The organism is Candidatus Thalassolituus haligoni (assembly GCF_041222825.1).
Classification (GTDB): domain Bacteria; phylum Pseudomonadota; class Gammaproteobacteria; order Pseudomonadales; family Oceanobacteraceae; genus Oceanobacter; species Oceanobacter antarcticus.
Genome location: NZ_CP139482.1, coordinates 918,602 through 944,884 on the forward strand (window position 1 = coordinate 918,602; position 26,283 = coordinate 944,884).

Here is a 26,283-nt window from a genome sequence, read left to right on the forward strand (position 1 = left end):
ACGGAGGGCGTCCCTACGGCGTGTTGTATCCCCGTATTTTACCGACCCTTTGGGATTTTCTGGGTTTTGAATCAAATAATAACGTAGGGCCCGGCTCCGTCCGTGGCCGTTGTGCAATATGCGTGGCCGTTGCCGGTTCTGTCCGTGGCCGTTGTGCAATCTGCGTAGCCGTTTCGGACAGCCACGGAGGGCGTCCCTACGGCGTGTTGTATCCCCGTATTTTACCGACCCTTTGGGATTCTGGGTTTTGAATCAAATAATAACGTAGGGCCCGGCTCCGTCCGTGGCCGTTGTGCAATATGCGTGGCCGTTGCCGGTTCCATCGTGGCCATTGTGCAATATGCGCGGCCGTTTCGGACAGCCACGGAGGGCGTCCCTACGGCGTGTTGTATCCCCGTATTTTACCGACCCTTTGGGATCTTGGGTTTTGAATCAAATAATAACGTAGGGCCCGGCTCCGTCCGTGGCCGTTGTGCAATATGCGTGGCCGTTGCCGGTTCTGTCCGTGGCCGTTGCCGGTTCCATCGTGGCCGTTGTGCAATATGCGCGGCCGTTTCGGACAGCCACGGAGGGCGTCCCTACGGCGTGTTGTATCCCCGTATTTTACCGACCCTTTGGGATCTTGAATCAAATAATAACGTAGGGCCCGGCTCCGTCCGTGGCCGTTGTGTAATATGCGCGGCCGTTGCCGGTTCCATCGTGGCCGTTGTGCAATATGCGTGGCCGTTGCCGGTTCCATCGTGGCCGTTGTGCAATGCGTGGCCGTTTCGGACAGCCACGGAGGGCGTCCCTACGCTGACGGCGAGCATGTCTTCACTGATGATGCAGCAGGATGAAGCGGGCCAATCCCGGCTAATACGGGAGCAATCTCGCCAGCTCAAGGTGTTGGAGCAACGCCTTGAGCGTATCGAAAAGAAGCTGGATATGTTGTGAGAGCCACTTCCATGCGTGTTGTTTTCTCAGGCCTGCTGTTCGTGCCGACTGGCACATTGCAGGCAGCGAATTGCATAAGGCACTGCTTCCAACCGTGCGCTTTCGATGGTTTCTCCACATTCAATACAGCTGCCGTAAGTGCCCTGTTCAATTCGCTCCAGCGCCTGCTGGATCGCTACTGCTTCAATACAGGCTTCGCCGCTGATAGCGCCCAGTACCTCGTCGTTTTCACGCTCGGTTGCCTGTTCGGCAAAATCTGCCGACAGTGGGTTGTCACGGTGACTGGCGAGTCGTTCGGCATCGACAGAGCGGGTTTGAAGCTCATCCAGCTGTTGTCTCAAGCGGCTCCGTAGTGCATCAATGTTCATCGGATTCTCCTTAATAAACGTCGAATATATTGGCGTGTCTGGCTGTCAAATTACGTTGGCTGTTGCCCGACCGCCTTGATATGGGTCAGCGGCGTGCAAGACAGCTTTGGCTAGACTGAAGAGAGTGGCTTTTGCCTTGTTTTTGTTCGTTTCTGCTCCTGGAGGTCGTTATGGCCAATGCCTCAGAACAGCGTTTTATCGACCCCTACCAGCAGTTGGCGCAGCCGCTGTCATTCGGTGATCGGTTGCAGCATCTCTATCGGGTGTTGCGTGAACAGTATTCCGGTATTGATCGTTTGTCGCTGGCGTTGTATCAGCCAGACAGTGATCAGCTATCGACCTTTACCTGTGCCGGAGATGACGCATCGCCACTAACGGGGTACAGCGTGTTATTAGACGCGGTGCCATCGTTAAAAGTTCTGGCCGATAACCCGCTGGTGCGGGTGGTCGGTGATATGCGCGAGTTTCGCTCTGATGAGCTGTCAACGCATACGGCGGCGCTGTTGGGGCAGGGTTATCGCTCAAGCCTGACGATGCCATTGACGGTGGAAGGACATTTCCTCGGGATGCTGTTTCTGAATGCTCGTACCATTGACTATTTCTCGGCGCCCATGGCGGCGTATTGCACCCTGTGGGGCCATTTGGTGGGGCAGACGCTGGCGCAGGAACAGGAGACGTTACGCCGTCTGCATGCGCTGGCACGTTGGGCACTGGATGTCAGTGGCGTGCGCTGTATTGAATCGGACGACCATATGCAGCGTATGGCCGCATACACTCGGCTGATTGCCCGGCAATTACAATCGTCACAGCCGTTGTCAGACAGCTGGATAGAATATCTGACGCTGTTTGCGCCGTTACATGATATTGGCAAAATATCGGTGCCGGATCGGATTCTGCACAAGCCGGGCAGTCTGACCGCAGAGGAATTTGATGAAATGAAGCGTCATGTTTCTGGGGGCAAGACACTGCTTGAAAAGGCGATTCGGCGTTTTGATCTGGCCCGGATCGAGCACATCGATATGCTGATGAATATTATCCAGTACCACCACGAGAAGCTGGATGGTTCCGGTTATCTGGGGCTGAATGGTACCCATGAAATTCCGCTGGAAGCTCGTATTGTCGCCGTGGCGGATATTCTGGATGCGTTGCTGAATGCCCGTTGTTACAAGCAGGCATGGGAAGAAGATGCGGTGTGGCAGGAACTGGAGCGGCTTTCCGGTCGCCAGCTGGATCCCGACTGCGTAGCGGCGGTGCTGGATAACAAAGCCGCGATTCAGGATATTCAGCAACGCTGGCCTGCCCGTTAGGTTGGCACCGGATTGGGTTTGGTGCCGGAGCAAGTATTAAAAACGATCGCTAGTTGTTCTGTTGCAGTAACGTAATGGCCAGTTTTACAAAGTCTTGTGATGTCAGCATGCCGACCAGTACCTTGTGTTCATCGGTGACCAGCACACACCCTTGGCGGCGATTGGCGCGCAGGCTTTCACCCGCTTGCTGCAATGAGGTATCGGGCGTCACAGTGACAACCTCATGCTGCATGCACTGGCTGATGCCGGTTTTGCTCAGGTATTCCTGCAAGTGGTGGGCACCAAATTTATCGGTGATGCGGAATGCTTCCGTCAGAAATTCCCGTTGGCTCATCAGGCCACAGAGTTTGCCCTCTTCATCCACCACAGGAATATGGCGAATATGGTGTTCTGCCATCGTCTTTTCTGCATCGCGCAGGGTATCCGTTGGCAAATGGGTATGAAGGTGAGTGGTCATCAGTTGTTTGACGAGTTGCATGGTGGTTCCTGCCTTGGCTGTTCTGATTACAGTAAAGCAGGAAAATACCGATCCGGCGGATAAATACGAAAACCCATCACTGTCTATTGAATCGCTGTTACAGCCCTTGGTCAGCCTCCTTGAAAGCGGTTGGGTTCAGTCAGCCGCGTTGGCCGCATTATGTGCAGTGATTTAGGACTGCCCTGTTGGTCGATAAGTGATACCCCTGGCCACCACGCCGGAGCGTGGTGGCCAGGGGTATGCAGAGCAGCCTGGTGATACTGCCAACAACCTGTCAACAACCGCGCTTCAGTTACCCCAGATTTCAGCCACCAGTTCCGGGTGGTCGATAAAGGGATTACGGTTGCCCTGGTGGCTGTAGGCGGCGTCGTTACGATCAAGTTCTTTCTGGCTGACGGGGTCGGCGTTGTGCCAGCTTTTCATCAGGTTCAGGTACCAGATTTCAAAGACCTGATCGCTGCTGCCATTGAGTACGGCATCGCCATAGCTGGACTGGGTCTCCCAGCCGGAAATCACGTCTTCGTAGCGGGTGGCCATGTAGAAATAGGTGCGGGCCAAATCGCCTTTGAACTCGTCGATGGGTTCGAATACGGTGCCGGAGTAGCCCAATCCGGATTCGGCACTGCCCAGTTTGGAGCCATTGCTGGAGGTGTAGCTGGCGGTAGCCACTTCGCCGTAAGGGTAGCTGCTGCGCTTGCCGTTGACATAGCCATCGGAGGCGTAAATATGGTGTACGTCGGAGTTCATCGGTTCTATTGCACCACCAAACCAACTGCGTGGGAAAGTATGTTCTCGGTTATAGCAGGAGCCTTCGCCGCTGTAGCTGCCGCACTGGTCACTGCTGCTGGTGTAGGTGTATGGGTCTGAACCGTTCGGATTTTCGGAGTAAATATCCAGCAGGCTGCCGTCGGCTTCGTAATAATTATCGCGTTCGTAGTTGCTGTAGAAGGTCCATAAGGCACTGTAGCCCTGGGCGCTGTGGCCAGCGCTGATGATGTTGTGCAGCTCAGTTTTGAGGACATAGCCACTCAGGCCATTGGCACTGGCGTAGTAGCCAATGAGGTCGGTGCTGCCGGTTCCTGTACCGGTATCTGTCCCAGCTCCGGTGTCTGTAGCGGAACCCAGGATGAAACTGGTGCTTTCGCTGCTGGCAAATTCGCTGCCGCTGGCGACGCTGGTGCCGTCGAGAACGAGGTCGTAGGAACCGTTACCAAATGAGCAGCACATACCGTCGTCATAGCTGTCGTTAATGGTGAAGGTGTAGTCGTCGTCTTCCAGGCAAATATCTTCGCTGTAGCTGGTGTTGCTGCTGTAGCCGTTACCATTGGCGATGTCGGTGCCGCTGCTGTTGCTGATGGCCCAGCTGGTTTCGGCGCCGTAGTTGTCGGTAGTCAGGCTCAGAGTGCCTGCTGTGCAACTGGCACCACTATCCGTTGCTCCTGTACCACCGGATGAACCTCCGCCAGTTTCTGTGCCGCCGGATGATCCGTCGCTGCTATCGGCGACAGTAACGCTGTTGCTCTGGCTGCTGGTGAACTGGTCGCCACTGACCACTTCGGTACCAGCCACCACCACTGCAAAAGAGCCGTTGCCGTACGAGCAGCAAATACCATCGCCGTAGCTGTCGAGAATGGTAAAGGTGTAGTTACCGGTATCCAGGCAGAATGTTTCGGTGTTGCTGCTGTTGTTGTCGTAATTGCCGCCGCTGGCGACTTCGGTGCCGCTGGCATTGAGGATGTACCAGCTGGTTTCGGAGCCGTAATTATCGGTCGTGATATTGACGTCGGTCGTGACGCAGCTGCCACTGCTTCCTGTGTTGCCGCTGTCTGCACCAGTGTCTGTCGCGCTGTCGGTGGTTGGTTCAAAGTCGTCGACATACACCAGTTCCGAGCCATCAAAGCCGCTTTGGTCGTAAAAACGCAGGCCCACTTCGATGGAACCTGTGCTGGTGGCGGTATAGCTGTAGCTGAGTTGCTGCCATTGATCGGTCAGGCTGTTATCGGAATAGCCCTGATAATCGGCGACATACAGGCGTGCCTGGACGTGGCCTTCGGTGTGATAAATCCAGGCACTGAAGTCGTAGTGGGTACCGCTGGTGACACTGACGGTCTGGCGCAAGTCGGTAGAACTTTGGGTGCCGGTATTGACCGTAATGGCGGCCGACTGGTTGCCGCTATACACCACACTGCTGGACGCGGCAAGACTGATGCCGCTGTCGATGGTGGTCCAGTCGTCGGGAGTTGAGTTAGTCCATTGTTCAAAATCGCCATTGGCGACGGTCGCATGGCCGGTACTGGCAACGGCGAGTGCCGATGACAGTAACAGCGCGGCGGAAATCTGTTTCAACATGATCATCATCCTGGGTGGTTCTGACGTAGTTTGGGTCTGGTCAAGCAGAACGGCGCAGGCTAGTTGAGAGAGATGACAACAAGACTGAAAAAAGATGACAGTGACTTCCCGCTGCGGTTTTTGTGAACCGATAGCGTTTGTTGATCTGACGGGTTATGTAACAGCTGTTCTATTGGTTCCCGTAACGCCGCTGTTAATACTGTGACACAGTGTCGCACGGTCTGGATTTGAACGGATGTCCCCCGCATTATCGCCGCTGGCTGGCACTCACAGCCAACGGCGAATTCTTAATGTCATCCAGTAAGGACACATCCATGACCGTTCTTTTTACTCTCCCCAGCGCGACTTTTTTAACCGCTTTCAGTGTGATGACCGCCAGTGTTTTGCTGGTCGGTTGTGGCAGTGACAGTGGCAGCGACAAAGATTCAGCCACGGCAGATTCATCTGCCAGCTACAGCCTGCCGTTTTCTGCATCCGTTGGTGCCGAACCCCTGGCCTGTGGTGAGCGAACCACTTTGGCGGGTAACGCCAATGAAGGGAATGGCAGTCTGCCGCAGATCAGCGATTTCCGTTTGTATATCTCCGACGTACAGCTGGCAACCGCCAACGGAGACTTCGTCAGTCTGACACTGGATCAGACCGACTGGCAGTACAACAATGTGGCACTGCTGGATTTTGAAGATGGCACCAGCACTTGCACTGCATCCACCACGGCAACCAACAGGGTGATTAGCGGAACGGCCCCAGCCGCAGACTACAGCCGGGTGCGTTTTACTCTGGGTGTGCCGGAAGAACTCAATCATCTGGATCGTGCCACGGCGCTATCACCGCTGAATATTGATGGCCTGACCTGGAGCTGGGCAGGGGGTTACAAGCACGCCCGGATGGATATTGTTGGCTGGAATATCCACCTTGGCACGACCGGTTGTACGCTGGATGAAAATAACACCAATCTGGATTGCTCTAACGCACGTCCGAACCGTCCGACCTACACCTTTGCCAGCCTGACGCCGGGCAGCAGTACCATCAATTTTGACTATGCGGCACTGGTTGCCGGGTCTGATCTGAGCAGTAATACCGAGGGCACGGCGATCGGCTGCATGTCGTCCGCCGATGATCCCGAATGTGAGGCCCTGTTTACCCGTATGGGGCTGGATGTGACCACTGGTCAATGCCTGGCTGATGGCTGTGACTCCCAGTCCTGGGTGACGGTCGAATAAATGCAGCTGATCAGTTTATCTGTCCGGTGGCTGGCAGTCGGGTGTCTGTTGTTGCTGGCGGGGTGTCAGTCGTCCGACTTTGATCTGCAGCTGCAGCAGCAGGCAGAAGGCGTTACCTTGTTGCAACTCAGCAGTGAGGGCGGTTTTGTGCTGCCTGCTATCCCGGACGAGAATCCGCTGACAGATGCCAAAATTACCCTGGGCCGTTTTCTGTTTTACGACCCCCGGCTGTCGGCCAATCAGACCCAGAGTTGCGAGAGCTGCCATTTTCAGGCGTTGGCTTTTACCGATGGTAAAGCGGTGCCGACCGGCTCGACCGGTGAGGCTCTGGTGCGTAATTCGCAAACGCTGACCAACGTGGCCTATAACGCGACTTATACTTGGTGGAATCCGATTTTCACCCGCATTGAATTACAGTTGGCGATGCCTCTGACCGGGGATACCCCAGCAGAGCTGGGAATTAATGACGCCAATCTGGCCGCGATTCTTCAACGCTTTCGCAGTGATACGGTTTACCAGGCCTTGTTTGCTAACGCCTTTCCGACAGCGACGGACCCTTTTACCCTGACCAATATCACCCGTGCGCTGGCGTCCTTTACCCGCACGATGATTTCCGATCGCTCACCCTATGACCGTAATGAACTGTCGGACTCTGCCCGTCGGGGCGAGGCGTTATTTTTCTCCGAGGCGCTGGAGTGCTTCCACTGTCACAACGGTTTTAATTTTTCCAGCTCCACTATCACCACGAACACCCGCTTTCCGGAACGGCCCTTTTTTAATACCGGTTTGTACAACATCGATAATCAGGGCAGTTATCCGAGCGACAATACCGGCAAGTATCAGGTTACGGGTGACTGGAATGATATGGGGGCTTTTCGTCCGCCGACCCTGCGTAATATCGAATTGACCGCACCCTATATGCACGACGGTTCCATTGCCACGCTGGCAGCCGTGGTGGACTTTTACGCAGCTGGAGGGCGAAACCTGACCGCTGGTGCTTATCGCGGTGATGGTCGTAATAATCCGTACAAGAGCAGTTTTGTGAATGGTTTTGACCTGACGGCCGCAGACAAGACGGATCTGATCAATTTTCTTCACAGCCTGACCGACCAGGAATTTATTAGCGATGACCGTTTTGCCAATCCGTTTGAATAATCTCCGTTGTTTTGCGGCGGCCTCCAGTCTGATGGTTTTACCGGTACTGGCTGACAGTGGTCATCAGCATGAAACCGCCGCTGCGGGTGAGACTGGGCAAGACCGGACGCCGTGGCAACTGGATGTAGTGATGGGCTATCAGAAGACCGCGACACCACTGATTGCCGGTTTTCTGCCTTACGACGGTCATTACCGCAGCGCCGGATTTGGCTTGCAACACCTGGATATCGGACGGTCGTTTCGGTTGCCAGATCAGGGCGTGTATGGGCAGGTGGTGGTGTCGCGTCACCGCAGCAGTACCGACATCCACGAAGCCTGGATCGGACACCGTAGCGGTGCTTGGCAGCTACAGGCTGGGCAGCAGCTGGTTGATCTTGGTTGGCTGAATCGATTGCATAGCCACGACCGCTTGTTTGTTGATCTGCCGCTGATGTATCAGGCGATGTGGGGTGGTGAGTGGTCAGAAGCCGAAGTACGGCTGGGCTATCAGAGGCAGGATTTGGATTCAAATTCGGGTCTGTGGCAGTGGCATTCAGCGCTGAGTTTGCTGGGCACCAGCCAAATGAACACCGCCAGGGACGGCGTGGCTGCCATGGTCACTACTGCCGTCAGTGCTCGCTACGGGCAGTGGCAGCATGCCATCAAACTGGATGTGTATGGAGCCGAGGTGGGGCAACGGGGCATGCAGTTGTTCTCCACCAGTACGGCCACTCATAGTCATGGCTCGACGGCGACCGAGTATTTTGACGGTGGTATTGGTCATATCGCCATGGGCTTGTCCAGTGAGTGGGACAACACATGGGGCCGCTGGCGGCTACAGGGCGAGTATCAACAACGTCAGGAAAAAGGGGATCTCAGCAGTGCTGCCGGGCAAACCACCGATGCCAGCGCAGTACTGGATCTGCGCAGCTGGGGCAGTTATCTCGACCTGTCGTGGCAGCAATCAAGGCTGGCAGCCGGTGTACGCTGGCAGACGCTGGGCAGTGATGTGGGCTTGAGCCGGGTATCTGGAGATGATCTGGCCGATTCGATTCTTAACCACCAGAGCCGCAGCCCCAGCTATCTGAATATGCTGATCGCCTGGCGTTTGCCATGGCAGGGCAGCAAGCTGCGGCTGCAATATAATGTGCCCCTGACCGATGCCCTGGCGCTGCCCAGAATACAGCTGCAGTGGCTGTACAGCGTGGCGTTTTAATCAGCTCTCGCTGGCAATAGCCGCCAGTTTTCCGCGCGTTAGCGCCAACAAGTCGGCGGCTGCCAGTTCGATCTCCAGCCCGCGACGGCCACCGCTGACATTGATGGTGGTCTGCTGTTCGGCGCTGCTGTCCAGTACGGTGGGTAATAACTTTTTCTGCCCCAGCGGACTGATGCCTCCCACCACATAACCGGTGGTTTTTTCCGCAACAGCAGGATCGGCCATATCGGCTTTTTTGGCACCCAATGCTTTGGCGATGGCTTTCAGGCTGAGTTTTTTGTCCACCGGGATAATCGCCACAGCCAGGGTGCTTTGATGGCCACTGAGGCTGACCAATAAGGTTTTGAACACCTGTGAGGGAGGCAGGCCGAGTGCTTCCGCAGCCTCACCACCCCAAGAGTCGGCCTTGGGATCGTGTGGGTATTCATGCAGGGTGAACGTGATCCCGGCTTTTTTGGCCAGGTTAATGGCAGGGGTCATAACGCATCCACAGGCAGGGTGTCCGGCTTGGACGGCAGCTCGATAGGCCCCAGATAATCAAACCGGGCAACCGCTTTGCCTTCCACATCGATTGTTTCAATAAACATCCGGTATGGCCGTACCCAATGGCTGAAGTCGCCATACAGGGTGCGGTAGTGCACCAGCCATTCTTCGGTTTCGCTATGGCGTACCAGACCGAAGACTTCGTAGTCCTGGCCCTTGTAATGGCGGTAACGCCCAGGACGCAGGCCCGCCGGGCAGGGATTAACGGTGTTGGCTGTGACAGTGTTGGCTGTGGGGTGCTGCAGACTCATGGTATGACTCGTCCTTATTCCAGTTCAAAACGCACATCGACACTGGCGCTGATGGTTTGTTGCTGTACCAGCATAGGGGCGCTTTTGCTGCGGGTATCGGCGGCCATTTCCCGCATGGCGTACATCGGCTGGGGTGAGCTGGAACCGCTTTCGCTAATCGCCAAGACGTTCCCCAGCCGGCTACCGAGGGTGCTGGCCATCAGTTTGGCCTTGTCTCTGGCTTTCAGCAAGGCGGCCTTCAGTGCCTGGTTTTCCAGCCCATCGCGATCGTCGAAACGAAATTGACTCTGGCTGATTTGCACCAATGGGTTTTGCATCAGTTGATGCACCAGTTCGCCGTAGTTATCCAACTGGCGCAGGGTAATCGCGATCTGGCGGGTGACCTGTTCACCGACATAGGTGCGGCCTTTTTCATGCCATTGGTATTGGGGGTAGTTGGAGATTTGCTCAGCTCGCACCGAATCTTCGGCAATGTTCAGCTTGCGGGTGACTTCCATCAGCTGATGAAAGCTGTCGTCGACCTGACGTTTGGCGTCTGCCAGGGTCGGGCGGGTATCGCTGATATTCAGGTTGAGCAACAGGTAATCCGGGGTTGCCTGAACATCGGCGCTGGCAGAGACCTGGACGTAGGCCTCTTCGGCAGCCTGGCTCGGCAGTGCCAGCAAGGTGATCAGCGGCAAACACAACAGCAGGGCAGTATGGGTGAGGCGTGTCATGGGCATTCCTTTGGCAGGGCGTTGAGTGGTGGTTCTGACCTCATTCCGGTTCAGAAGTGCTGGTAGCCGGATGTTTTCAGCTGCAACGGCAGGCCATCAAGCGAAACGGTCACTGCGGGTGGCTGACCAGGGGCTGCTGGCAGGCACTGGCCAATACGACTCAGGGGAAGAGCCAGTCGTTGCGCCAGTGTCTGAATGTTGGCCTGCTGTGCAGGGGAGGCGGTAAATAATAATTCATAATCGTCGCCACCCGTCAGGCAGTTGGGCCAGTCGGGATGACCACAGCCGACGGCTGTCGGAATCTGCTCTCCGGTCAGGGCCAGGCTAACCGCCGAGGCGGTGGCAATATGGTGGGCGTCTTGCAACAGGCCGTCGGAAATATCCAGCGCGGCTGTGGCGATCCCTAGCAGTGACTGGCCGAGTGACAGCCGGGGTGTGGGGTAATAATAAGCGGCAGCGAGCCCATCGGTGGTCTCAGGGTTGGCCAGCACGGTGGGCAAGGACAGGGCTGCGGCACCAATATATCCACTGACCCAAACATCATCTCCGACCCTGGCACCGCTGCGCGTCAAACCGGTTGGTGTCGGGGCAGTGGCTACCCAGCCCTGTACCAGGATGCTGATTACCAGGGCTGGCCCACGAGTGGTGTCGCCCCCCAACAGGCTGATACCGAATTCGGTAGCGGCGTCGCGCAAGCCATGAGCAAAATCATCAAGCCAGTCCGTTTGGTTGTCTGGCAGAGTGAGGCCGAGTAAAAAACCCTGTGGCGTCGCACCCATGGCCGCCAGATCACTGACGGCACAGCGCAGAGTGCGCTGGGCGATCAGTTGGGCAGGAGCGTTGGCAGGGAAATGGACGTCGGCAACCTGGGTGTCGAGGCTTTGTACCAGGTGCTGACCCGCAGGCGGGCAAATAACGCTGGCATCGTCACCAACGCCCAGCAGGGTCGCAGCGTTTTGCGGGTAGCCGCTGCTGAAGCAGCGCTGTATCAGCGCAAATTCAGAACCACCCGGCTGCTCGCTCACTGTTCTTTGTTGTCCTGCCGCTGTGGTGCACGGGCACCACGAATCTCGACCCCCCGTTCACGCTGGGCCAGTTTGTCGAGGACGCCATTGATGTACTTGTGGCCGTCGGTGGCACCAAAGATTTTGGCCAATTCCACCGATTCGTTAATTACGACCTTGTAGGGTACATCTGGCCGACGGCACATTTCGAAGGCACCAAGACGCAGAATGGACAGCTCAACCGGTGTCATTTCATCAAGGCGACGATCCATCAGCGGGGCTATTTTTTCATCCAGGGCAGAACGCTCACGCGGTACGCCGTGGAGAATGTCGTGGAAATATTCCAGGTCGACCTTGCTCATGTCGTTATCGGCACGAAATTCCGATTCAATCTGAGTCAGGTTGGCACCGGCGATATGCCACTGGTACAGCGCCTGCAAGGCAAAACCACGCGCTTTGCGGCGCGCAGCAGGACTGGGTTTATGGTTGCCAGAAGCACGTGACATGCGGATCAGGCCTCCAGGGCGGACAGCAGGGAAACCATTTCAAAGGCAGACATTGCCGCTTCTTCCCCTTTGTTGCCGGCCTTGGTGCCAGAGCGTTCAATCGCCTGTTCAATGCTGTCGACGGTCAGTACACCGAAGGAAACCGGTACGCTGTATTCCAGCGAGACGTTGGCCAGGCCTTTGGTGCATTCACCAGCGACGTATTCGAAGTGTGGTGTCCCACCACGAATCACTGCGCCGAGGGCAATGATGGCATCGTATTGTTCAGAGGCGGCGATACGCTGCACTACCAGAGGAATCTCAAACGCACCCGGTGCACGAATAATCGTGATGTTTTCTTCGTCAACACCGTGACGCAGCAGGCTGTCGACTGCGCCTTCAAGCAGGCTTTCCACAACAAAGGCGTTCCAGCGACCAACGACAATGGCGTATTTACCGTCGTTCGGGGTGAGGTTGCCTTCAATGGTTCTGATCTGTTTCATGAGTATTTCCAGTTTGTAAGCAGGGGAATGTCAGGCATCAAATGGCAAGTATTCGGTAATTTCGAGATCGAAACCCGAGATGCCGCTGTATTTCATTTCCGAGCTGAGCAGGCGCATTTTCTGAACGCCCAGCTCGCGCAGGATTTGGGAGCCGGTGCCAATGGTCAGGAAGGCACCGGAGCTGTCCTTGTTGGGACTACGCACCGGGCGGGCGCGGCCAAAGAAGTCACCAAGGCTGTCTTCAATCGATTCGCGCTGACCCGCCGACAACAACACCAGTACGCCTTCGCCTTCATCGGCGATACGTTGCAGCGCATGGGAAGACGACCAGCTGGAGCCGCTGGTTGGGCGCATGCCCAGCACGTCGCGCAGATAGTTATTGGTCTGTACCCGCACCACGCAGGGGCTGTCCGGGTGAATGTCACCGAGGGTCAGCGCCAGATGTGTTTCGTTCTGGATGGTGTCGCGGAAGGTGTGTAACACAAAATCGCCATATTCGGTGGAGATGTCGTCCTTGCTGACCAGCTCAACGGTTTTTTCATTGGCGATGCGGTAGTGGATCAGGTCGGCGATTGTACCGATCTTGATGCCATGCTTTTCCGCAAACACTTCCAGTTCCGGGCGACGGGCCATGGTGCCATCAGGGTTTAATACCTCAACGATGGCAGCGGCGGGGTTAAGACCCGCCAGGCGTGCCAGGTCACAACCGGCTTCAGTATGGCCAGCGCGACTCAGCACCCCCCCCGGACGGGCGCGTAACGGGAATATATGCCCCGGCTGGACGATGTCTTCCGGTTTACCCATCGGGTTCACGGCGGCGAGAATAGTGGCGGCACGGTCGGCGGCAGAAATACCGGTAGTGACGCCTTCGGCGGCTTCAATGGAAACCGTGAACGGGGTGTAAAACTTGGCGCCGTTGGCGGTTACCATGGCGGGTAAACCGAGGTAATCACAACGTTCTGCTGACAAGGGAAGACAGATAAGACCACGCGCTTCGGTGGCCATAAAGTTGATGATTTCTGGCGTCACTTTCTCTGCAGCAACAATAATATCGCCTTCGTTTTCACGGTCTTCGTCATCCATCAGGATGACCATTTTACCGTCATGGATGTCGGCAATAATTTCTTCGATGGTGTTCAGTGCCATAATGAGCCTGTTCAGAATAACCTGTGAGTGTGTGTCGGTGCCGATCTTGTTGCCGGTCAGTTCCGCCTATTTCCAAAACCCGTGTTGCGCCAGAAAAGCCGCATCCATGGGTGTTTTTTCTGTGGTTGCTGGTGCCTTGACCAACTGTTCCAGATAGCGGGCAATCATATCAACTTCCAGGTGAACCTGCTGACCCGGCTGAATGGAAATCAATGTTGTCTCCGCCGCAGTATGGGGCACAATATTCAGTGTAAAGCCGTCGTCGTTGAGGGCATTGACAGTCAGGCTGACGCCATCGACGGTAATTGAACCCTTGGCGGCGATATAACGCGTCAGTTCTGCCGGAGCATTGACGCCGAGGCGAATGGAACGTGCATCGGCCTGACGACTGCTGATACGGCCAACGCCATCAACGTGGCCACTGACCATATGGCCGCCCAGGCGGGTCGTCGGCAGTAGCGCCTTTTCCAGATTCACCCGTGTGCCTGCTTGCCAGGCACTAATACGCGTGTGGGACAGTGACTCGCGTGAGACATCGGCCACAAAACCGTCGCCGGGCAGTGCCACGACCGTCAGGCAAACGCCGTTGGTGGCAATGCTGTCGCCGAGTTTGACATCAGTCAGATCCAGCGCACCGCTGCGGATCGTCAGACGCAGGTCGCCAGAGACGCTGGTAACGCTGGCGACGGTGCCGATCGCTTCGATAATTCCTGTAAACATGGCTGCTCTCTATCGGTCTCTATTTCTATTGGCATTGGCGACAAGCCGGATGCCGTTGCTCAGCATTCGGCTAACCGGGCTGATTTTGTTCAGGTCGTAAGATCAGGCGCAGATCGTTGCCAATCATGCGTATATCCTGCCATTGCCAGCGCATCTGTTGTTGCATGCTCTCTAGTGGCAGCACCAGTAACGGGCGGGCACTGCTGCCCAACAAGGTGGGTGCGCAGTACAACACCAGTTCGTTTACCAGACCGGATTCGACAAAGGCCGCCGCCAGGTGAGCGCCACTTTCGACCAGCACTTCGTTGTGGCCTTGTGCGGCCAGAAACTGCAGCAGGGCTGGCAGGTCGACCTTGCCAGAACGGGTCGGCGGGCTTTGCCAGAGCGTCAGTTGGCCCAATTCTGCCGCCCGCTGGACGGTGACGCGAGTCGGGTCGGTAACCGCCAGCAAAATATCCCCAGACTGGTTAAACAGTTTTTCGTTGCCGCTCAGCCGTTGCTGGCCGTCAATCACCACCCGCAAGGGCTGACGCCACAGGTGTTCAGGCTGTTCAATACCGGTTTCGGCTGGCCGGACGGTCATCGACGGATTGTCGATCAGCACCGAGCTGGCACCGGTAATGACGGCACAGCTGCGCGCCCGTAAGCGTTGAACATCACGTCGGGCGTCCGGGCCGGTGATCCATTGGCTTGCGCCGCTGGCCATGGCAGTACGTCCATCCAGGCTTTGGGCCAGTTTGATGCTGACCCAGGGCAGCCCACTGCGCATACGCTGGATAAAACCGGTATTCAGAGCTTCGGCCTGGGCTTGCAAGCAGCTTTCTGTGACCTCGATTCCGGCATCGCGCAGGTGTTGAAAGCCGCGTCCGCCTACTTGGGGGTTGGGGTCGCGGCAAGCGCCAACCACTCGGGCTACACCGGCTGCTGCCAGGGCATTGGCACAGGGGGGGGTGCGGCCAAAATGGCTGCAGGGTTCGAGGGTGACGTAAGCGGTGGCATGTTGGGCCTGATCACCGGCCATGCGCAGGGCGTGCACTTCGGCGTGTGGTCCACCGGCTTGCTGGTGCCAGCCTTCGCCGATCAAGCGGTTGTCCTTGACGATGACACAGCCAACTCGGGGGTTGGGGCTGGTGGAATAAAGGCCGCGTTCAGCCAGTCGCAGCGCTTTGGCCATCCAGTATTCATCGCTGTGTTCAATAGGGGTATTCATGCGTCGACTGCTGTGATGACGGCAGCGGTGACGCTGTCTGTCAGGCGTTCAATTTCGGCGCGGAATTCGTCCAGATCCTTGAAGCTGCGGTATACCGAGGCAAAGCGGACGTAAGCGACTTGATCCAGCTGGCGTAATTCGGCCATGACACATTCGCCGATCTGGCGACTGGAAATTTCCCGGTCGTTTTTGTTACGAATGGTTTGCAGAATGCGATGGATGGCAGCATCCATGGTGTCGACCGGAATCGGGCGTTTTTCCAGCGCTCGTTCAATACCACTGCGGAGTTTGCTCTCGCGGAAGGTTTCCCGTTCGCCATTTTGTTTGATCACATGGGGAAAGGTCAGTTCGACGCATTCAAACGTGGTGAAACGCTCGGCACAGCCCAAGCATTCGCGACGACGGCGAACCTGGGCGCCGTCAGCCATCAAGCGTGAGTCGACCACCTTGGTTTCCGGATGTGAACAGAATGGACAATGCATAGGCGGAACTGACTAAAGAGCGTGATACGGCCGTAGTGGCCAAAGCGCGCCAGTGTACTCCTGACGGAATGGTCAGGCAATGGCATTCGCTGCAGTGGTGTCGCCGGAATTGACTTCAGGCGCTCTCGCAAGCGCTGGCGGTCAGGCGTTCGATCAGTTCATCCAGAGGCGTCGGGTCGGGTTCAAAGTGATCGATATTGCCCCAGTTGCGGAATGGACTCACGGCAAAGCCCTGGGTGACATCGTTAAAATAAAGACAGTGGCGGCTGAAGGTCGCCAGTACCCAGAAGCCGCAGCCTTCATCGGCCCAAGGGTGCTGTTGCCATATTTCGGCATCCGGCAGGCGCACCAGTTCCCAGAGGGCTTTGACAGGTGCTTCCATGCTGGTTTCTGCGCGTTTGATCAGATCCAGTAGGCGGGACTCGGAAATAGGAGTCCAGCCACAGGCGCATTGTTCGGTTGACGTCGTCATCAGAGGCATCCTGAGTATCAGAAAGAGTACGATCGGAACTTCTTGCACGAGCGCTGCGATTCTAAAACGTCGGGGTCAAGTTGCAATAAAAAACTGCAGTGTCGGGTGAAAATCTGTGTTGAGCAGACTCCTGGACGATGGAGCGTAGCCGCTAGCGGCCGGTCGGGGCGGGCATCGCGCCACAGCAAGTGTGGCGCGATGTGACAGGTCGATCGATGTTAGCGGTAAACCGGGAATTGGTCACACAAGGCAATTACCTTGGCTTTCACTTCGGCTTCAACGTGTGCTGAGGTGCCATTTTCCAGACTATCCAGAACGTCACAGATCCAGCCCGCCAGTTCCGTGGCTTGCGCTTCACCAAAACCACGGGAAGTGATTGCCGGACTACCGATACGCAGACCCGAGGTTACGAACGGAGAACGTGGGTCGTTGGGAACGGAGTTTTTGTTGACAGTGATATTGGCGCGACCGAGTGCGGCGTCGGCGTCTTTGCCGGTGTATTCCTTGCCAATCAGATCCACCAGGAACAGGTGGTCGTCGGTACCGCCAGAAACGATGTTGATGCCACGTTCAATAAAGGTTTTCGCCATGGCCTGGGCGTTTTTTACCACCTGAGCCTGATACGTTTTGTATTCCTCCGACATGGCTTCCTTGAAACACACGGCCTTGGCGGCAATCACGTGCATCAGCGGGCCACCCTGGGATTCCGGGAAGACGGCGAAGTTGAGTTTTTTGTTCAGTTCTTCGTCTTCTTTCGCCAGAATCAGGCCACCACGCGGGCCACGCAGGGTTTTGTGAGTGGTGGTGGTAACGACATCGGCGATACCGACAGGCGTCGGGTAGACACCGGCAGCAACCAGACCGGCAACGTGAGCCATGTCGACGAACAGGTAGGCACCGACGGCATCAGCGATGTCGCGGAAACGCTGCCAATCGACGATACGGGAGTAGGCCGAGAAACCGGCGATGATCATCTTCGGCTGGTGTTCTTTTGCCAGGCGTTCAACTTCTTCGTAGTCGATTTCACCGGTTTCCGGGTTCAGCCCGTACTGGATGGCATTGTAGATGCGACCAGAGAAAGAGACCGACGCGCCGTGCGTCAGGTGACCACCGTGGGCCAGGCTCATGCCCAATACGGTATCGCCAGGCTTGACCAGCGCCATAAAGACGGCGGCGTTGGCCTGGGAGCCAGAGTGAGGCTGAACGTTGGCGTACGGTGCACCAAACAGTTCCTTGGCGCGGTCGATGGCCAGCTGTTCGATCACATCAACGTGTTCACAACCACCGTAGTAACGCTTGCCTGGATAACCTTCGGCGTACTTGTTGGTCAGCTGGGAACCCTGGGCTTCCATGACCCGTGGGCTGGTGTAGTTTTCGGAAGCAATCAGCTCGATATGGTGTTCCTGACGCTGGTCTTCAGCCTGCATGGCTGACCAGAGATCCGGGTCAAAGTCGGCAATGTTCATGTCGCGGCTAAACATCAGGGCGTCCTCGGTGTGTGGGGCGTTGCGCATCGGGTCGTGGCTACGCCGGGCAATTTAAAAGGGCGAGCATTCTACCCTAAATTGTGGCTTGCTGGCACGTGAGTGTTATTCACCGTCAGACTGAGTGTCTTTCAACTGCATTGCACAACAAACTTGTTGGGTTTTAATGCGGTTTTCGAGCTCTTCGGCGGTGGCCGGGTATGACAACAGGTAACCCTGGATCTTTTCACAGCGGGCCTTGACCAGGAATTCGAGCTGGTCGCAGTTTTCGACGCCTTCCGCAATCACACCGAGGCCGAGGTTGTGGGCCATGGCGATAATCGTGCGGGTGATCTGGGCGTCATCACGGTTGGCTGGCAGGTTCTGGATAAAACTGCGGTCGATCTTGAGCATATCGACCGGGAATTGTTTCAGGTAGTTGAGTGACGAATAGCCGGTACCAAAATCATCAATCGAGATGCGTACACCCAGTGCCCGTAATTCGTGTAATACCGACAAGGTGAAGTCGATGTCGTCAATCAACACCGATTCGGTCAGTTCCAGCTCAAGATGGCTGGCTGATATGCCGGATTTTATGATTGCCTGTTTGACCTCCTCGACAAAGCCCGGATATTTGAACTGGCGCGCCGATACATTGACCGCGATCAGACGAACCGAACTGTTGAGTTCGAGCCAGCGCGCCATTTGCAGACAGGATTGTTCCAACACCCAGCGCCCCACTGACACAATCAGACCGGTATCTTCCAGAATGGGCACAAACACCTGGGGTAATACTTCGCCCCGCACCGGGTGTTGCCAGCGTAGCAGGGTTTCCACGCCGACGGCCTTGAGCGTCCTGGAGTCGTATTGTGGCTGGAACAGCAGATACAGCTCCTGTTTCTGAATCACCTGGTGCAGGTCATTTTCCAGTTCCATGCGTTCAACCGCCCGTCGATTCATGGTGGCGTCGTAGAATTGCAGGTTGTTACGACCGGCATCCTTGGCGTGGTACATCGCCATGTCGGCGTTTTTCAACAGTTCGATGACACTGTTGCCATCGCTCGGGTAGGTGGCGATACCAATGCTGGCACTGAGAAACAGCTGGTGCTTGCCAATGTAATAGGGTTGGTTGATTTCTTTGAGAATGCGTTCTGATACCCGTTGGGAAATCGCGACTACATCGTCGGCGGAATCCTTGAAGGCGAGGCTGATGGTGAACTCGTCGCCGCCCATCCGGCACACCATGTCACCACTTTTAACACAGTGACGCAGGCGTTCGGCAACCTCGATCAATACCTTGTCGCCCGCCGGGTGACCAAGTGAATCGTTGATCGGCTTGAAGCGGTCGAGATCGATAAACAGCAATGACAGGAAACCGTCGGAACTGTCGGTCTTGTGCATCAACAACTCCAGCCGTTCGTGCATCTGGGCGCGGTTGGCAAGGCCGGTCAGCGGGTCGTAATACGCCAGGCGGTGAATGCGTTCTTCGTTGGCTTTACGTTCGGTGACGTCCGACATGATGATGGTCAGGCTCTGAATCTCGTGCTGCTGATCGCGAATGATGCTGATGCCGGTCCAGGATGTGCGGATTTCGCCATTCAGACAGCGGTATTTCAGCTCTCCCTGCCAGTAGTTTTCAATCACCAGGGTTTCGATAATCTCGTGCATGTACTGGTTGTTGCGATGTTCCGGTGCTACCAGGTGATCCGGGGTCTTGCCAATGATTTCATTACTCGCAAAGCCGGTGATATGGGTAAAGGCCCGGTTAACCTTGACCACCCGGAAGTGGGCATCGGCAACAATAATGGCCTCGTTGGTGTTTTCAAACACATCGGCCGCCAGTAGCAGTTCGCGCTCGTTCTGACGTTTTTCGGTGACGTCGCGGCAGATGCCGATGATGCCTTGCATCGCACCGTCCTGGCCCCAAATCATACTGGCCTGCAGCTCCAGCAAGCAGCGTGTGCCACTGCGAGTTTTAGCCTGAATGTCTTTTTGTACCAGGACATTGCGGTAGAGTCCGGGGTCGTTGCCGTTATTCTGCAACGCCTGACGCAGGCTTTGCTGTAATTCACGGAACAAGCTGCGGATATCCCGGCGGCTGAAAATCGCGCCGATACCGAGGCCAAGCAACTCGTCTGGCGGATAGCCCAGCAGCCGCTGTACCGACGAGCTGACAAAGTTGAGCTGCATCTGATCGTCTGTTGCCCAGATGACGTCGGTCATGTTCTCGGCCACCATGCGGTAACGGGCTTCGCTTTCGGCGACTTGTTGTTGCTTGGTAAGCTCGGCGGTTACATCCCGAGCCGTGCCTATATAACGATCCACCTTGCCGTTATCACTGTGCTGGAATGGCGTAAACTCGAAGCGAATAACCCGGATGCTGCCATCGTAATGACGGAATTGGGCGCTGGTGACCAGTGGTTGTCCGGGAGGCAGTTTTCTGACGACCGTCATGACCTGGAGACAGTGTTTTTTTACCTCGTCAGAGGCATACAGCAGCCAGTCGTGGCCATCACGATTATCGGTTGCCGGGTAACCAAGCGTTTGGGAACCGGTGCGGTTGCAGTAAACAAGATCGGGTTCCAGCCGATCATCGAGATTGGCGACAAAGACGGTATCCGGCATGGCAGCCATCACGGCAGCCCAGAAGGCTTCCTGTTCCCGTGTCTGTTCTGAGGCACGCTTTTCTTCGGTGATATCAATCAGGGAGATCATCAGTTTGTGGTCGAAGCCGGGACTGAAGTGGGCCGACAGTTCTCGCTGTTGGCCATCAAAGCGTTTGACGGAGACATTGGTGTGGGTATAGCGGGTCTGTTCGTTGAGGCTGTGGCGGATCATCTCGAGAAAGGCTTTACCGTCATCAATAAACAGTTCCCGAAACTGCAGTTGCAGTTGTGGCCGACTGGTGGCTCCTGCCAGCACCACGGCCGCCTGGTTGGCATTAACAATCACCAGGCTGGAGAGCGTGTTGCGGAACTCGGAAACATCCAATAACCAGTGGGCCACACCCGCTTCTTCGAACAGGGACATATAACGCTGGCGGCTCAGTTCCAGTTCGCGACGGGTGCGCACCGAAATGCTGATGTCACGCAGTATCCAGACGATGCCATCCAGTTGCCGGTCGCGATACAGCGGGTGGTAGCTTTGCTCCAGAATGCGGGACTCGCCGTCGAGGGAGATCGACAGAGTGCGACCATTATCGCGCAGGACTTCCAGCTCGCGGGCGTTGAGGCCGTGGGACCACAATGCCCGAGGATGCGGCCAGGCTTCGGCGAGTGTGCGGCCGAGGACAATCGCGTGACCATTTTGCTCAAGCAGTAGCTTGGCGCGGTTGTTGATATAATTAATGATGCCGTCGGCGTCGGTAGAAATCAGGGCGTCTTCTATCGACTGCAGCACCAGATCGGCCCGTTCTTCAGCCTGTTGACGCTGGCTATCCGCATGCCTGGCGGCCTGCTCGGCTTTGCGAATAAAACGCCAGAATGCCAGCGCAAATGCTATCAGTACCAAGATCAGCAGCAGTGGTGCAACCAGACGTCCGGCGAGCTGGCGCTCCAGATAACCTGGCACCTGTCGCGCAACGACAGACCACTCAGTGCCGGTGATTGTTTTTTGTGCCAATGGTGCATCATGGGGGAGGTTGTCTGGCCGATTATTTAATGTGTCGCCTAATGCGCTGCCAGAACGGCTATTCACCAGACTGAGGCTGATATCCGGGTTGCTGCTGGACAGGGTATTGGCACTGAAGTGGTTAACCGAGTGGCGGCTGGCAACCTGATACTGCTGATTGCTGCGATTGCACCAGGACACCAGATAGAGTTGTCCATTGACTAGTTGCGGTTGTGTTGCCAGCTGACGTTGCGGATTTTCTGCCAGGGCAAACAGCAGCTCCTGGCTGACTGGCAGACCTGACAACGTGTGTTGATAGATGATGTTTTGAGCCGATGCCACGATGGCGATGGCTTCCAGTGACGGTGTTAATCCGGCCAGTTGATCGAGTTTGGCTGTGGCTGACAACTGCTCGGCTGTGGGGATATGTTCGCGCAGATGGCACTGTAATGGCGTATAGGCCAACAGCAGGGAACTGAGAGCGGTGGCCTGTTGGTTAACGATAATACTGGCGCTGGTGAGTAGTTTTTCCCGATCGGAACAGACGTGCTGATACACATTGAATACGACAATCGTAACCATGATGACAAAGGCGGGGATAAAAAAGCGCTGTGGGCCTGCTCCTGACTGCACGGGGTTGCCTGTTTGTTTGTCATGCTGCATCGATCTGATTCCTGCTCATAGCCTTACTCTACTGAGTGCCGAATCAGCCCATTGGCTGATCATCGCCCTTGAAAGCCAAATCACGCCGGAACCGACCGCTAGCAATGGGATAGTGATGTCGCTGATTGCCATTTTCGGCGGATTTGAGTAGTTTGGCGCAGCATTTATAGTTAAGGGTTTCACCATGGCACAGTATGTATTTACGATGAACCGTCTGGGCAAGATTGTACCGCCCAAGCGTCAGATTCTACGCGATATCTCTCTATCTTTTTTCCCCGGTGCCAAAATTGGTGTACTTGGTCTGAATGGCTCCGGTAAATCGACCCTGCTGAAGATTATGGCAGGCGTTGATCAGGATTTCATTGGCGAAGCCCGTCCCCAGCCCGACCTGAACATAGGCTATTTATCTCAGGAGCCGGAACTCGATCCGGCCAAAGATGTCAAGGGCAACGTCGAAGACGGCCTCAGTGAGCTGATGAATGCCAAGACCGAACTGGATGCAGTTTATGCGGCGTATGCCGAGCCGGATGCCGATTTTGATGCACTGGCTAAAAAACAGGGCCAGCTCGAAGCCCTGATCGAAACCGCCGGTGGCCATGATATTGATCGCCAGATGGAAATCGCCGCCGACGCCTTGCGGCTGCCACCCTGGGATGCCGATGTCACCAAGCTGTCGGGTGGTGAGCGTCGTCGTGTTGCCTTATGCCGATTGTTGATGTCGAAGCCGGACATGTTGCTGCTGGACGAACCGACCAACCATCTGGATGCCGAATCGGTCGGCTGGCTGGAGAAATTTCTCGAAGAGTACCCCGGCACCGTGGTGGCGATTACCCACGACCGTTACTTCCTCGATAACTGTGCCGAGTGGATTTTGGAGCTGGATCGTGGCCACGGTATCCCTTACGAGGGCAACTACACCACCTGGCTGGAAGCGAAAGAGAAGCGTCTGGATCAGGAAAAGAAAGAAGAAGATGCTCACGCCAAGGCCATCAGGCACGAACTGGAATGGGTGCGTCAAGGAGCCAAGGGCCGTCAGTCGAAGTCCAAGGCGCGTTTGGCCCGGTTCGAAGAGATGAACTCGCGCGAGTTCCAGACCCGCAACGAAACCAACGAAATCTACATCCCACCTGGCCCGCGCCTGGGTGACAAGGTAATTGAATTCCATAACGTCACCAAATCTTTCGGTGATCGGGTGTTGATTGATGACCTCAGCTTTACCGTACCGGCTGGTGCCATTGTTGGTATTGTTGGTGGTAACGGTGCGGGTAAATCAACCTTGTTCCGCATGATTGCGGGGCAGGAACAACCGGATTCCGGCGCAGTCGTGATGGGTGAAACCGTCAAGCTGGCATTTGTTGAACAGCTGCGTGATGAGCTGGACGACAAGAAAACGGTATGGGAGGCGATTTCTGACGGCCAGGATATGTTGAATATCAATGGCAAGGAATACCCAAGCCGCTCCTATATTGGCCGCTTCAACTTCAAGGGTGGTGACCAGCAGAAGCGTGTGGGCGACTTGTCCGGTGGTGAGCGTGGCCGCTTGCAGCTGGCTTATACCTTAAAGCAAGGGGCTAACGTACTGTTGCTGGACGAACCGTCCAACGACCTGGATGTGGAAACCCTGCGGGCACTGGAAGAAGCGGTATTGGCCTTTCCGGGCGCGGTAATGGTGGTCTCCCACGATCGCTGGTTCCTCGACCGTATTGCCACGCACATCATGGCGTACGAAGGCGATTCCAAAGTGAACTTCTTTGAAGGCAACTACACCGAATACGAAGCCGATCGCAAAAAACGTCTGGGTGCCGATGCTGCGCCAAAACGTATGAAGTACAAGCGCCTGGCGTAAGTCGGGCTGGTGTGATGCGAGATGTGATGCGTGTCGGGAGTGGCTCATACGTACGTCCGGGTATGACTGTTTTTTTGTACTATTCTTGGGCCACCCCGTACCCGCAGGCACAAACAGGCACGACAGGCCGCGTCCAATAATTGAGGAGGCGGCCAAGACACAATGGTCGATTAATCGAATAGCGAACCAATGTTTCTTCCGCATGGTTACACCCGGAAGGGTGGTATGCTGATACCTCGTCCGATCATTCTTCCGCTTTCGACCCAGGTCAATTCAACAAGTACATCATGAGTAGCCATCCACTGTTTACCGATTTTTCCATCCCCTTGTCCGTGACGCTGGCCGCCACAATCGGGCTGGAGGACGCTGTCTTGCTGACCATTATCAATCAGGCTGCGGTATTGCAGCACGACAGTAGCCGTCATGGCATTCGGTTGGCGCGGGAAACGGTGCGGCAGCAATTACCCTTTTGGGATGATGTGACGATTCGTCGTACCCTGGCCAGTCTGGTCGACAAGGGGCTGGTGCGCTTGCACGGCCCGATGTATCCGGAAAGTATTGAACTGGTACTGAGCTTTGATCAGAACCAGTCCTCGGTCAACGCTTCCGCCCAGCGAGTCGAAACCAGCCAGGCCATGGGCACCGGGTCTATGGGGCGTGGGCCTATAGGCACAGGGTCGCCGCCAACCAGCGCGATACCGACAGGTCACCAGGGGATCAGCAACGAGTGGCAGCCCGGTGCTGACACTCTGACGCGACTGCAACAGCATGGTATTCCCACCAGTTTTATCTGGACCCAGCGGGATGTCTTTTTATTGCAGGGGCAAGAGCAGGGGGCTAATCGTAATGACTGGAATACCCGCTTTTTCCGCTTTGTCAAAAAACAGTGGGTGTACGCCCAGAACGACGCCGAACGTCAACGGCTACAGCAGGAAAACCAGCTGAATCGCAGTGGTTTTAATGTTGCCAGTGACGAAGCTGCACCCATTGGCCACCAATGGCGACCAAGTGAGGACGCGCTACAGATTTTGCAACGTTCAGGTATCGATCAGCAGTTTATTGACGACGCGGTAGCCGAGTTTATTCTTTACTGGCGCGAGCGGGGCGATGCGTTAAAAACCTGGAACAGCAAGTTTATTCAGCATATTCGCCAGCAATGGGCACGCTATTCAGCAGCCATGGAACACTCTACGGTGCCCTTGCCGATCGCCAGCGACTGGCAGCCCTCGCGCGATTGTTACGATATTCTCGCCATGGCTCATATTGATCCGCAATTTGCCCGCGAACGGGTAGCCGAGTTTGTACTCTACTGGCGTGACTCCCATCAGGTGCATAACAGCTGGAACAGTCGCTTTTTGCAATACATCAAACAACAGTGGGCTCGTCAGTTGTCGCAACCGACCACCCAAGGAGGCAAGAATGGACAAACAACTGCTGAACCGGACTACACAACAGTTGAAGCAAGTTTGCGCCGACTCAACGACACCAGCTGGTGATGATGGCTCGCGAGAAGCCAACACCGCACAAAAATCAGCACTGAATCAAATGTTCGAGCTGTTTCGCTTCAACTACCACAACCAGTTTCTTAAAGCCTTTCCCGACGCGGCGACCCTGATCACCGCCAAGCGATTGTGGGCCAGGTTGTTAATGGACTATCCGGCCAGCATGATATTGTCGGCGGCTGAGCGAGCAGTGAAGGAGTGCAGTTACCTGCCGAATGTGCATGAGGTGATTTCTCGTTGTGATCTGGCGGCAGAATTTGGTGTTCCAGACGCTCACGCCGCTTATATAGAAGCCTGTCGGGCACCGTCACCAAAAAAGGACTTCGGCTGGAGTCACCCTATCGTCTATTTTGCCGGGCGCGCCAGCGACTGGTTTTTTCTCGCCAACAGTACTGAGCAGCAGGCATTTTCGGTGTTCAAGCGTAACTACGACTTGCTGCTGCAACGACTGCAACAGGGTGAGGATATTCAGCTGGCCGTCGACAAGGCGCTGCCCGTCACCATCGAACGCCCACTGGATCGTCAGCAGCAACAAGCGAATTTGCAGCAGCTGAAGTCATTGCTGTGACGGGATCAATATCCTTCTAACGGGTAATTGAAGAGGATTTTTCGTCAGATCGTTTGGGTCATTCGTAGTAACAGGTACAAAAAACCCGGCCGAAG

At 55.8% G+C, this 26,283-nt stretch carries 24 protein-coding genes; 8 read left to right on the forward strand and 16 right to left on the reverse strand.

The features are described 5' to 3' along the window. The first annotated feature begins 807 nt into the window (after nt 1-807). Nucleotides 808-933: a hypothetical protein gene (locus SOJ49_RS04205; protein WP_369856980.1), complete on the forward strand. Its 126-nt coding sequence runs from the start codon at nt 808-810 to the stop codon at nt 931-933. A 26-nt stretch (nt 934-959) separates the two neighbouring features. On the opposite strand, the gene SOJ49_RS04210 is transcribed toward SOJ49_RS04205, so the two are convergent. Further along, nucleotides 960-1,301 (reverse strand): TraR/DksA family transcriptional regulator, encoded by a 342-nt coding sequence (locus SOJ49_RS04210; protein ID WP_369856981.1) that lies wholly within the window; start codon nt 1,299-1,301, stop codon nt 960-962. Nucleotides 1,302-1,471: 170 nt separating this feature from the next. Between SOJ49_RS04210 and SOJ49_RS04215 the strand changes: the two genes are divergently transcribed. After that, nucleotides 1,472-2,608, forward strand: coding sequence for an HD-GYP domain-containing protein (locus tag SOJ49_RS04215; protein WP_369856982.1), 1,137 nt, complete (start codon nt 1,472-1,474; stop codon nt 2,606-2,608). 49 nt (nt 2,609-2,657) lie between these two features. On the opposite strand, the gene SOJ49_RS04220 is transcribed toward SOJ49_RS04215, so the two are convergent. Together SOJ49_RS04220 and SOJ49_RS04225 are read right to left on the reverse strand one after the other, a co-directional pair. Then, nucleotides 2,658-3,086, reverse strand: a complete 429-nt coding sequence (locus SOJ49_RS04220) for a CBS domain-containing protein (RefSeq protein ID WP_369856983.1) — start codon at nt 3,084-3,086, stop codon at nt 2,658-2,660. Between the two features lie 288 nt (nt 3,087-3,374). Next, the gene (locus tag SOJ49_RS04225; RefSeq protein ID WP_369856984.1) at nt 3,375-5,435 is read right to left on the reverse strand and encodes an endonuclease; all 2,061 of its coding nucleotides are present in this window, start codon (nt 5,433-5,435) and stop codon (nt 3,375-3,377) included. Nucleotides 5,436-5,749: 314 nt separating this feature from the next. Between SOJ49_RS04225 and SOJ49_RS04230 the strand changes: the two genes are divergently transcribed. The 3 genes from SOJ49_RS04230 to SOJ49_RS04240 are packed head-to-tail and all read left to right on the forward strand — an operon-like array spanning nt 5,750 to nt 9,005. Further along, entirely contained in the window at nt 5,750-6,655 is a 906-nt protein-coding gene (locus tag SOJ49_RS04230; protein WP_369856985.1) for an MbnP family copper-binding protein, read from the forward strand. Then, nucleotides 6,656-7,810: an MbnH family di-heme enzyme gene (locus SOJ49_RS04235; protein WP_369856986.1), complete on the forward strand. Its 1,155-nt coding sequence runs from the start codon at nt 6,656-6,658 to the stop codon at nt 7,808-7,810. Beyond that, entirely contained in the window at nt 7,782-9,005 is a 1,224-nt protein-coding gene (locus tag SOJ49_RS04240; protein ID WP_369856987.1) for a hypothetical protein, read from the forward strand. The genes SOJ49_RS04235 and SOJ49_RS04240 overlap by 29 nt, the downstream gene beginning before the upstream one ends. Here the strand turns inward: SOJ49_RS04240 and ybaK are convergent, their stop codons facing one another. The 13 genes from ybaK to SOJ49_RS04305 all read right to left on the reverse strand — a co-directional run bounded on the left by ybaK (nt 9,006) and on the right by SOJ49_RS04305 (nt 22,272). Continuing rightward, nucleotides 9,006-9,485 carry a Cys-tRNA(Pro) deacylase gene (ybaK, locus tag SOJ49_RS04245; RefSeq protein ID WP_369856988.1) on the reverse strand — a complete coding sequence of 160 codons (480 nt, stop codon included), beginning with the start codon at nt 9,483-9,485 and terminating at the stop codon, nt 9,006-9,008. After that, the gene (locus tag SOJ49_RS04250) at nt 9,482-9,799 is read right to left on the reverse strand and encodes a DUF1653 domain-containing protein (protein ID WP_369856989.1); all 318 of its coding nucleotides are present in this window, start codon (nt 9,797-9,799) and stop codon (nt 9,482-9,484) included. Before SOJ49_RS04250 ends, ybaK begins: the two co-directional genes overlap by 4 nt. 14 nt (nt 9,800-9,813) lie before the next feature. Next, nucleotides 9,814-10,515: an SIMPL domain-containing protein gene (locus tag SOJ49_RS04255; protein ID WP_369856990.1), complete on the reverse strand. Its 702-nt coding sequence runs from the start codon at nt 10,513-10,515 to the stop codon at nt 9,814-9,816. A gap of 50 nt (nt 10,516-10,565) precedes the next feature. Further along, entirely contained in the window at nt 10,566-11,540 is a 975-nt protein-coding gene (gene thiL / locus SOJ49_RS04260) for a thiamine-phosphate kinase (RefSeq protein ID WP_369856991.1), read from the reverse strand. Continuing rightward, nucleotides 11,537-12,025: a transcription antitermination factor NusB gene (gene nusB, locus SOJ49_RS04265; protein WP_369856992.1), complete on the reverse strand. Its 489-nt coding sequence runs from the start codon at nt 12,023-12,025 to the stop codon at nt 11,537-11,539. Before nusB ends, thiL begins: the two co-directional genes overlap by 4 nt. Before the next feature lie 5 nt (nt 12,026-12,030). Further along, entirely contained in the window at nt 12,031-12,507 is a 477-nt protein-coding gene (gene ribE / locus SOJ49_RS04270; protein WP_369856993.1) for a 6,7-dimethyl-8-ribityllumazine synthase, read from the reverse strand. A 30-nt stretch (nt 12,508-12,537) separates the two neighbouring features. Continuing rightward, nucleotides 12,538-13,653, reverse strand: a complete 1,116-nt coding sequence (ribB, locus tag SOJ49_RS04275) for a 3,4-dihydroxy-2-butanone-4-phosphate synthase (RefSeq protein WP_369856994.1) — start codon at nt 13,651-13,653, stop codon at nt 12,538-12,540. Between the two features lie 66 nt (nt 13,654-13,719). Continuing rightward, nucleotides 13,720-14,373 (reverse strand): riboflavin synthase, encoded by a 654-nt coding sequence (locus tag SOJ49_RS04280; protein ID WP_369856995.1) that lies wholly within the window; start codon nt 14,371-14,373, stop codon nt 13,720-13,722. A gap of 70 nt (nt 14,374-14,443) precedes the next feature. After that, a complete protein-coding gene (gene ribD, locus SOJ49_RS04285; protein ID WP_369856996.1) occupies nt 14,444-15,583 on the reverse strand; it encodes a bifunctional diaminohydroxyphosphoribosylaminopyrimidine deaminase/5-amino-6-(5-phosphoribosylamino)uracil reductase RibD in 1,140 nt (379 codons plus the stop codon). Then, entirely contained in the window at nt 15,580-16,065 is a 486-nt protein-coding gene (gene nrdR / locus SOJ49_RS04290) for a transcriptional regulator NrdR (RefSeq protein WP_369856997.1), read from the reverse strand. The genes ribD and nrdR overlap by 4 nt, the downstream gene beginning before the upstream one ends. A 115-nt stretch (nt 16,066-16,180) precedes the next feature. Continuing rightward, nucleotides 16,181-16,537, reverse strand: a complete 357-nt coding sequence (locus SOJ49_RS04295; RefSeq protein ID WP_369856998.1) for a hypothetical protein — start codon at nt 16,535-16,537, stop codon at nt 16,181-16,183. 218 nt (nt 16,538-16,755) lie between these two features. Next, nucleotides 16,756-18,018, reverse strand: a complete 1,263-nt coding sequence (gene glyA, locus SOJ49_RS04300) for a serine hydroxymethyltransferase (RefSeq protein ID WP_369856999.1) — start codon at nt 18,016-18,018, stop codon at nt 16,756-16,758. Nucleotides 18,019-18,126: 108 nt separating this feature from the next. Then, complete coding sequence (locus SOJ49_RS04305) at nt 18,127-22,272, reverse strand: EAL domain-containing protein (protein ID WP_369857000.1); 4,146 nt, start codon at nt 22,270-22,272, stop codon at nt 18,127-18,129. 184 nt (nt 22,273-22,456) lie between these two features. Between SOJ49_RS04305 and ettA the strand changes: the two genes are divergently transcribed. The 3 genes from ettA to SOJ49_RS04320 all read left to right on the forward strand — a co-directional run bounded on the left by ettA (nt 22,457) and on the right by SOJ49_RS04320 (nt 26,188). After that, on the forward strand, nt 22,457-24,118 hold the full coding sequence (gene ettA / locus SOJ49_RS04310; protein WP_369857001.1) for an energy-dependent translational throttle protein EttA: 1,662 nt from the start codon (nt 22,457-22,459) through the stop codon (nt 24,116-24,118). Between the two features lie 287 nt (nt 24,119-24,405). Beyond that, a complete protein-coding gene (locus tag SOJ49_RS04315) occupies nt 24,406-25,614 on the forward strand; it encodes a DnaT-like ssDNA-binding domain-containing protein (protein ID WP_369857002.1) in 1,209 nt (402 codons plus the stop codon). Then, nucleotides 25,538-26,188 carry a replication protein P gene (locus SOJ49_RS04320; protein WP_369857003.1) on the forward strand — a complete coding sequence of 217 codons (651 nt, stop codon included), beginning with the start codon at nt 25,538-25,540 and terminating at the stop codon, nt 26,186-26,188. The genes SOJ49_RS04315 and SOJ49_RS04320 overlap by 77 nt, the downstream gene beginning before the upstream one ends. Nucleotides 26,189-26,283 lie beyond the last annotated feature (95 nt).

Excerpts from the sequence above, each read along its gene's own strand:
- SOJ49_RS04205 (WP_369856980.1), top strand. The coding sequence starts at position 808 with ATGTCTTCACTGATGATGCAGCAGGATGAAGCGGGCCAATCCCGGCTA.
- SOJ49_RS04210 (WP_369856981.1), bottom strand. The coding sequence starts at position 1,301 with ATGAACATTGATGCACTACGGAGCCGCTTGAGACAACAGCTGGATGAG.
- SOJ49_RS04215 (WP_369856982.1), top strand. The coding sequence starts at position 1,472 with ATGGCCAATGCCTCAGAACAGCGTTTTATCGACCCCTACCAGCAGTTG.
- SOJ49_RS04220 (WP_369856983.1), bottom strand. The coding sequence starts at position 3,086 with ATGCAACTCGTCAAACAACTGATGACCACTCACCTTCATACCCATTTG.
- SOJ49_RS04225 (WP_369856984.1), bottom strand. The coding sequence starts at position 5,435 with ATGTTGAAACAGATTTCCGCCGCGCTGTTACTGTCATCGGCACTCGCC.
- SOJ49_RS04230 (WP_369856985.1), top strand. The coding sequence starts at position 5,750 with ATGACCGTTCTTTTTACTCTCCCCAGCGCGACTTTTTTAACCGCTTTC.
- SOJ49_RS04235 (WP_369856986.1), top strand. The coding sequence starts at position 6,656 with ATGCAGCTGATCAGTTTATCTGTCCGGTGGCTGGCAGTCGGGTGTCTG.
- SOJ49_RS04240 (WP_369856987.1), top strand. The coding sequence starts at position 7,782 with ATGACCGTTTTGCCAATCCGTTTGAATAATCTCCGTTGTTTTGCGGCG.
- ybaK (WP_369856988.1), bottom strand. The coding sequence starts at position 9,485 with ATGACCCCTGCCATTAACCTGGCCAAAAAAGCCGGGATCACGTTCACC.
- SOJ49_RS04250 (WP_369856989.1), bottom strand. The coding sequence starts at position 9,799 with ATGAGTCTGCAGCACCCCACAGCCAACACTGTCACAGCCAACACCGTT.
- SOJ49_RS04255 (WP_369856990.1), bottom strand. The coding sequence starts at position 10,515 with ATGACACGCCTCACCCATACTGCCCTGCTGTTGTGTTTGCCGCTGATC.
- nusB (WP_369856992.1), bottom strand. The coding sequence starts at position 12,025 with ATGTCACGTGCTTCTGGCAACCATAAACCCAGTCCTGCTGCGCGCCGC.
- ribE (WP_369856993.1), bottom strand. The coding sequence starts at position 12,507 with ATGAAACAGATCAGAACCATTGAAGGCAACCTCACCCCGAACGACGGT.
- ribB (WP_369856994.1), bottom strand. The coding sequence starts at position 13,653 with ATGGCACTGAACACCATCGAAGAAATTATTGCCGACATCCATGACGGT.
- SOJ49_RS04280 (WP_369856995.1), bottom strand. The coding sequence starts at position 14,373 with ATGTTTACAGGAATTATCGAAGCGATCGGCACCGTCGCCAGCGTTACC.
- ribD (WP_369856996.1), bottom strand. The coding sequence starts at position 15,583 with ATGAATACCCCTATTGAACACAGCGATGAATACTGGATGGCCAAAGCG.
- nrdR (WP_369856997.1), bottom strand. The coding sequence starts at position 16,065 with ATGCATTGTCCATTCTGTTCACATCCGGAAACCAAGGTGGTCGACTCA.
- SOJ49_RS04295 (WP_369856998.1), bottom strand. The coding sequence starts at position 16,537 with ATGACGACGTCAACCGAACAATGCGCCTGTGGCTGGACTCCTATTTCC.
- glyA (WP_369856999.1), bottom strand. The coding sequence starts at position 18,018 with ATGTTTAGCCGCGACATGAACATTGCCGACTTTGACCCGGATCTCTGG.
- SOJ49_RS04305 (WP_369857000.1), bottom strand. The coding sequence starts at position 22,272 with ATGCAGCATGACAAACAAACAGGCAACCCCGTGCAGTCAGGAGCAGGC.
- ettA (WP_369857001.1), top strand. The coding sequence starts at position 22,457 with ATGGCACAGTATGTATTTACGATGAACCGTCTGGGCAAGATTGTACCG.
- SOJ49_RS04315 (WP_369857002.1), top strand. The coding sequence starts at position 24,406 with ATGAGTAGCCATCCACTGTTTACCGATTTTTCCATCCCCTTGTCCGTG.
- SOJ49_RS04320 (WP_369857003.1), top strand. The coding sequence starts at position 25,538 with ATGGACAAACAACTGCTGAACCGGACTACACAACAGTTGAAGCAAGTT.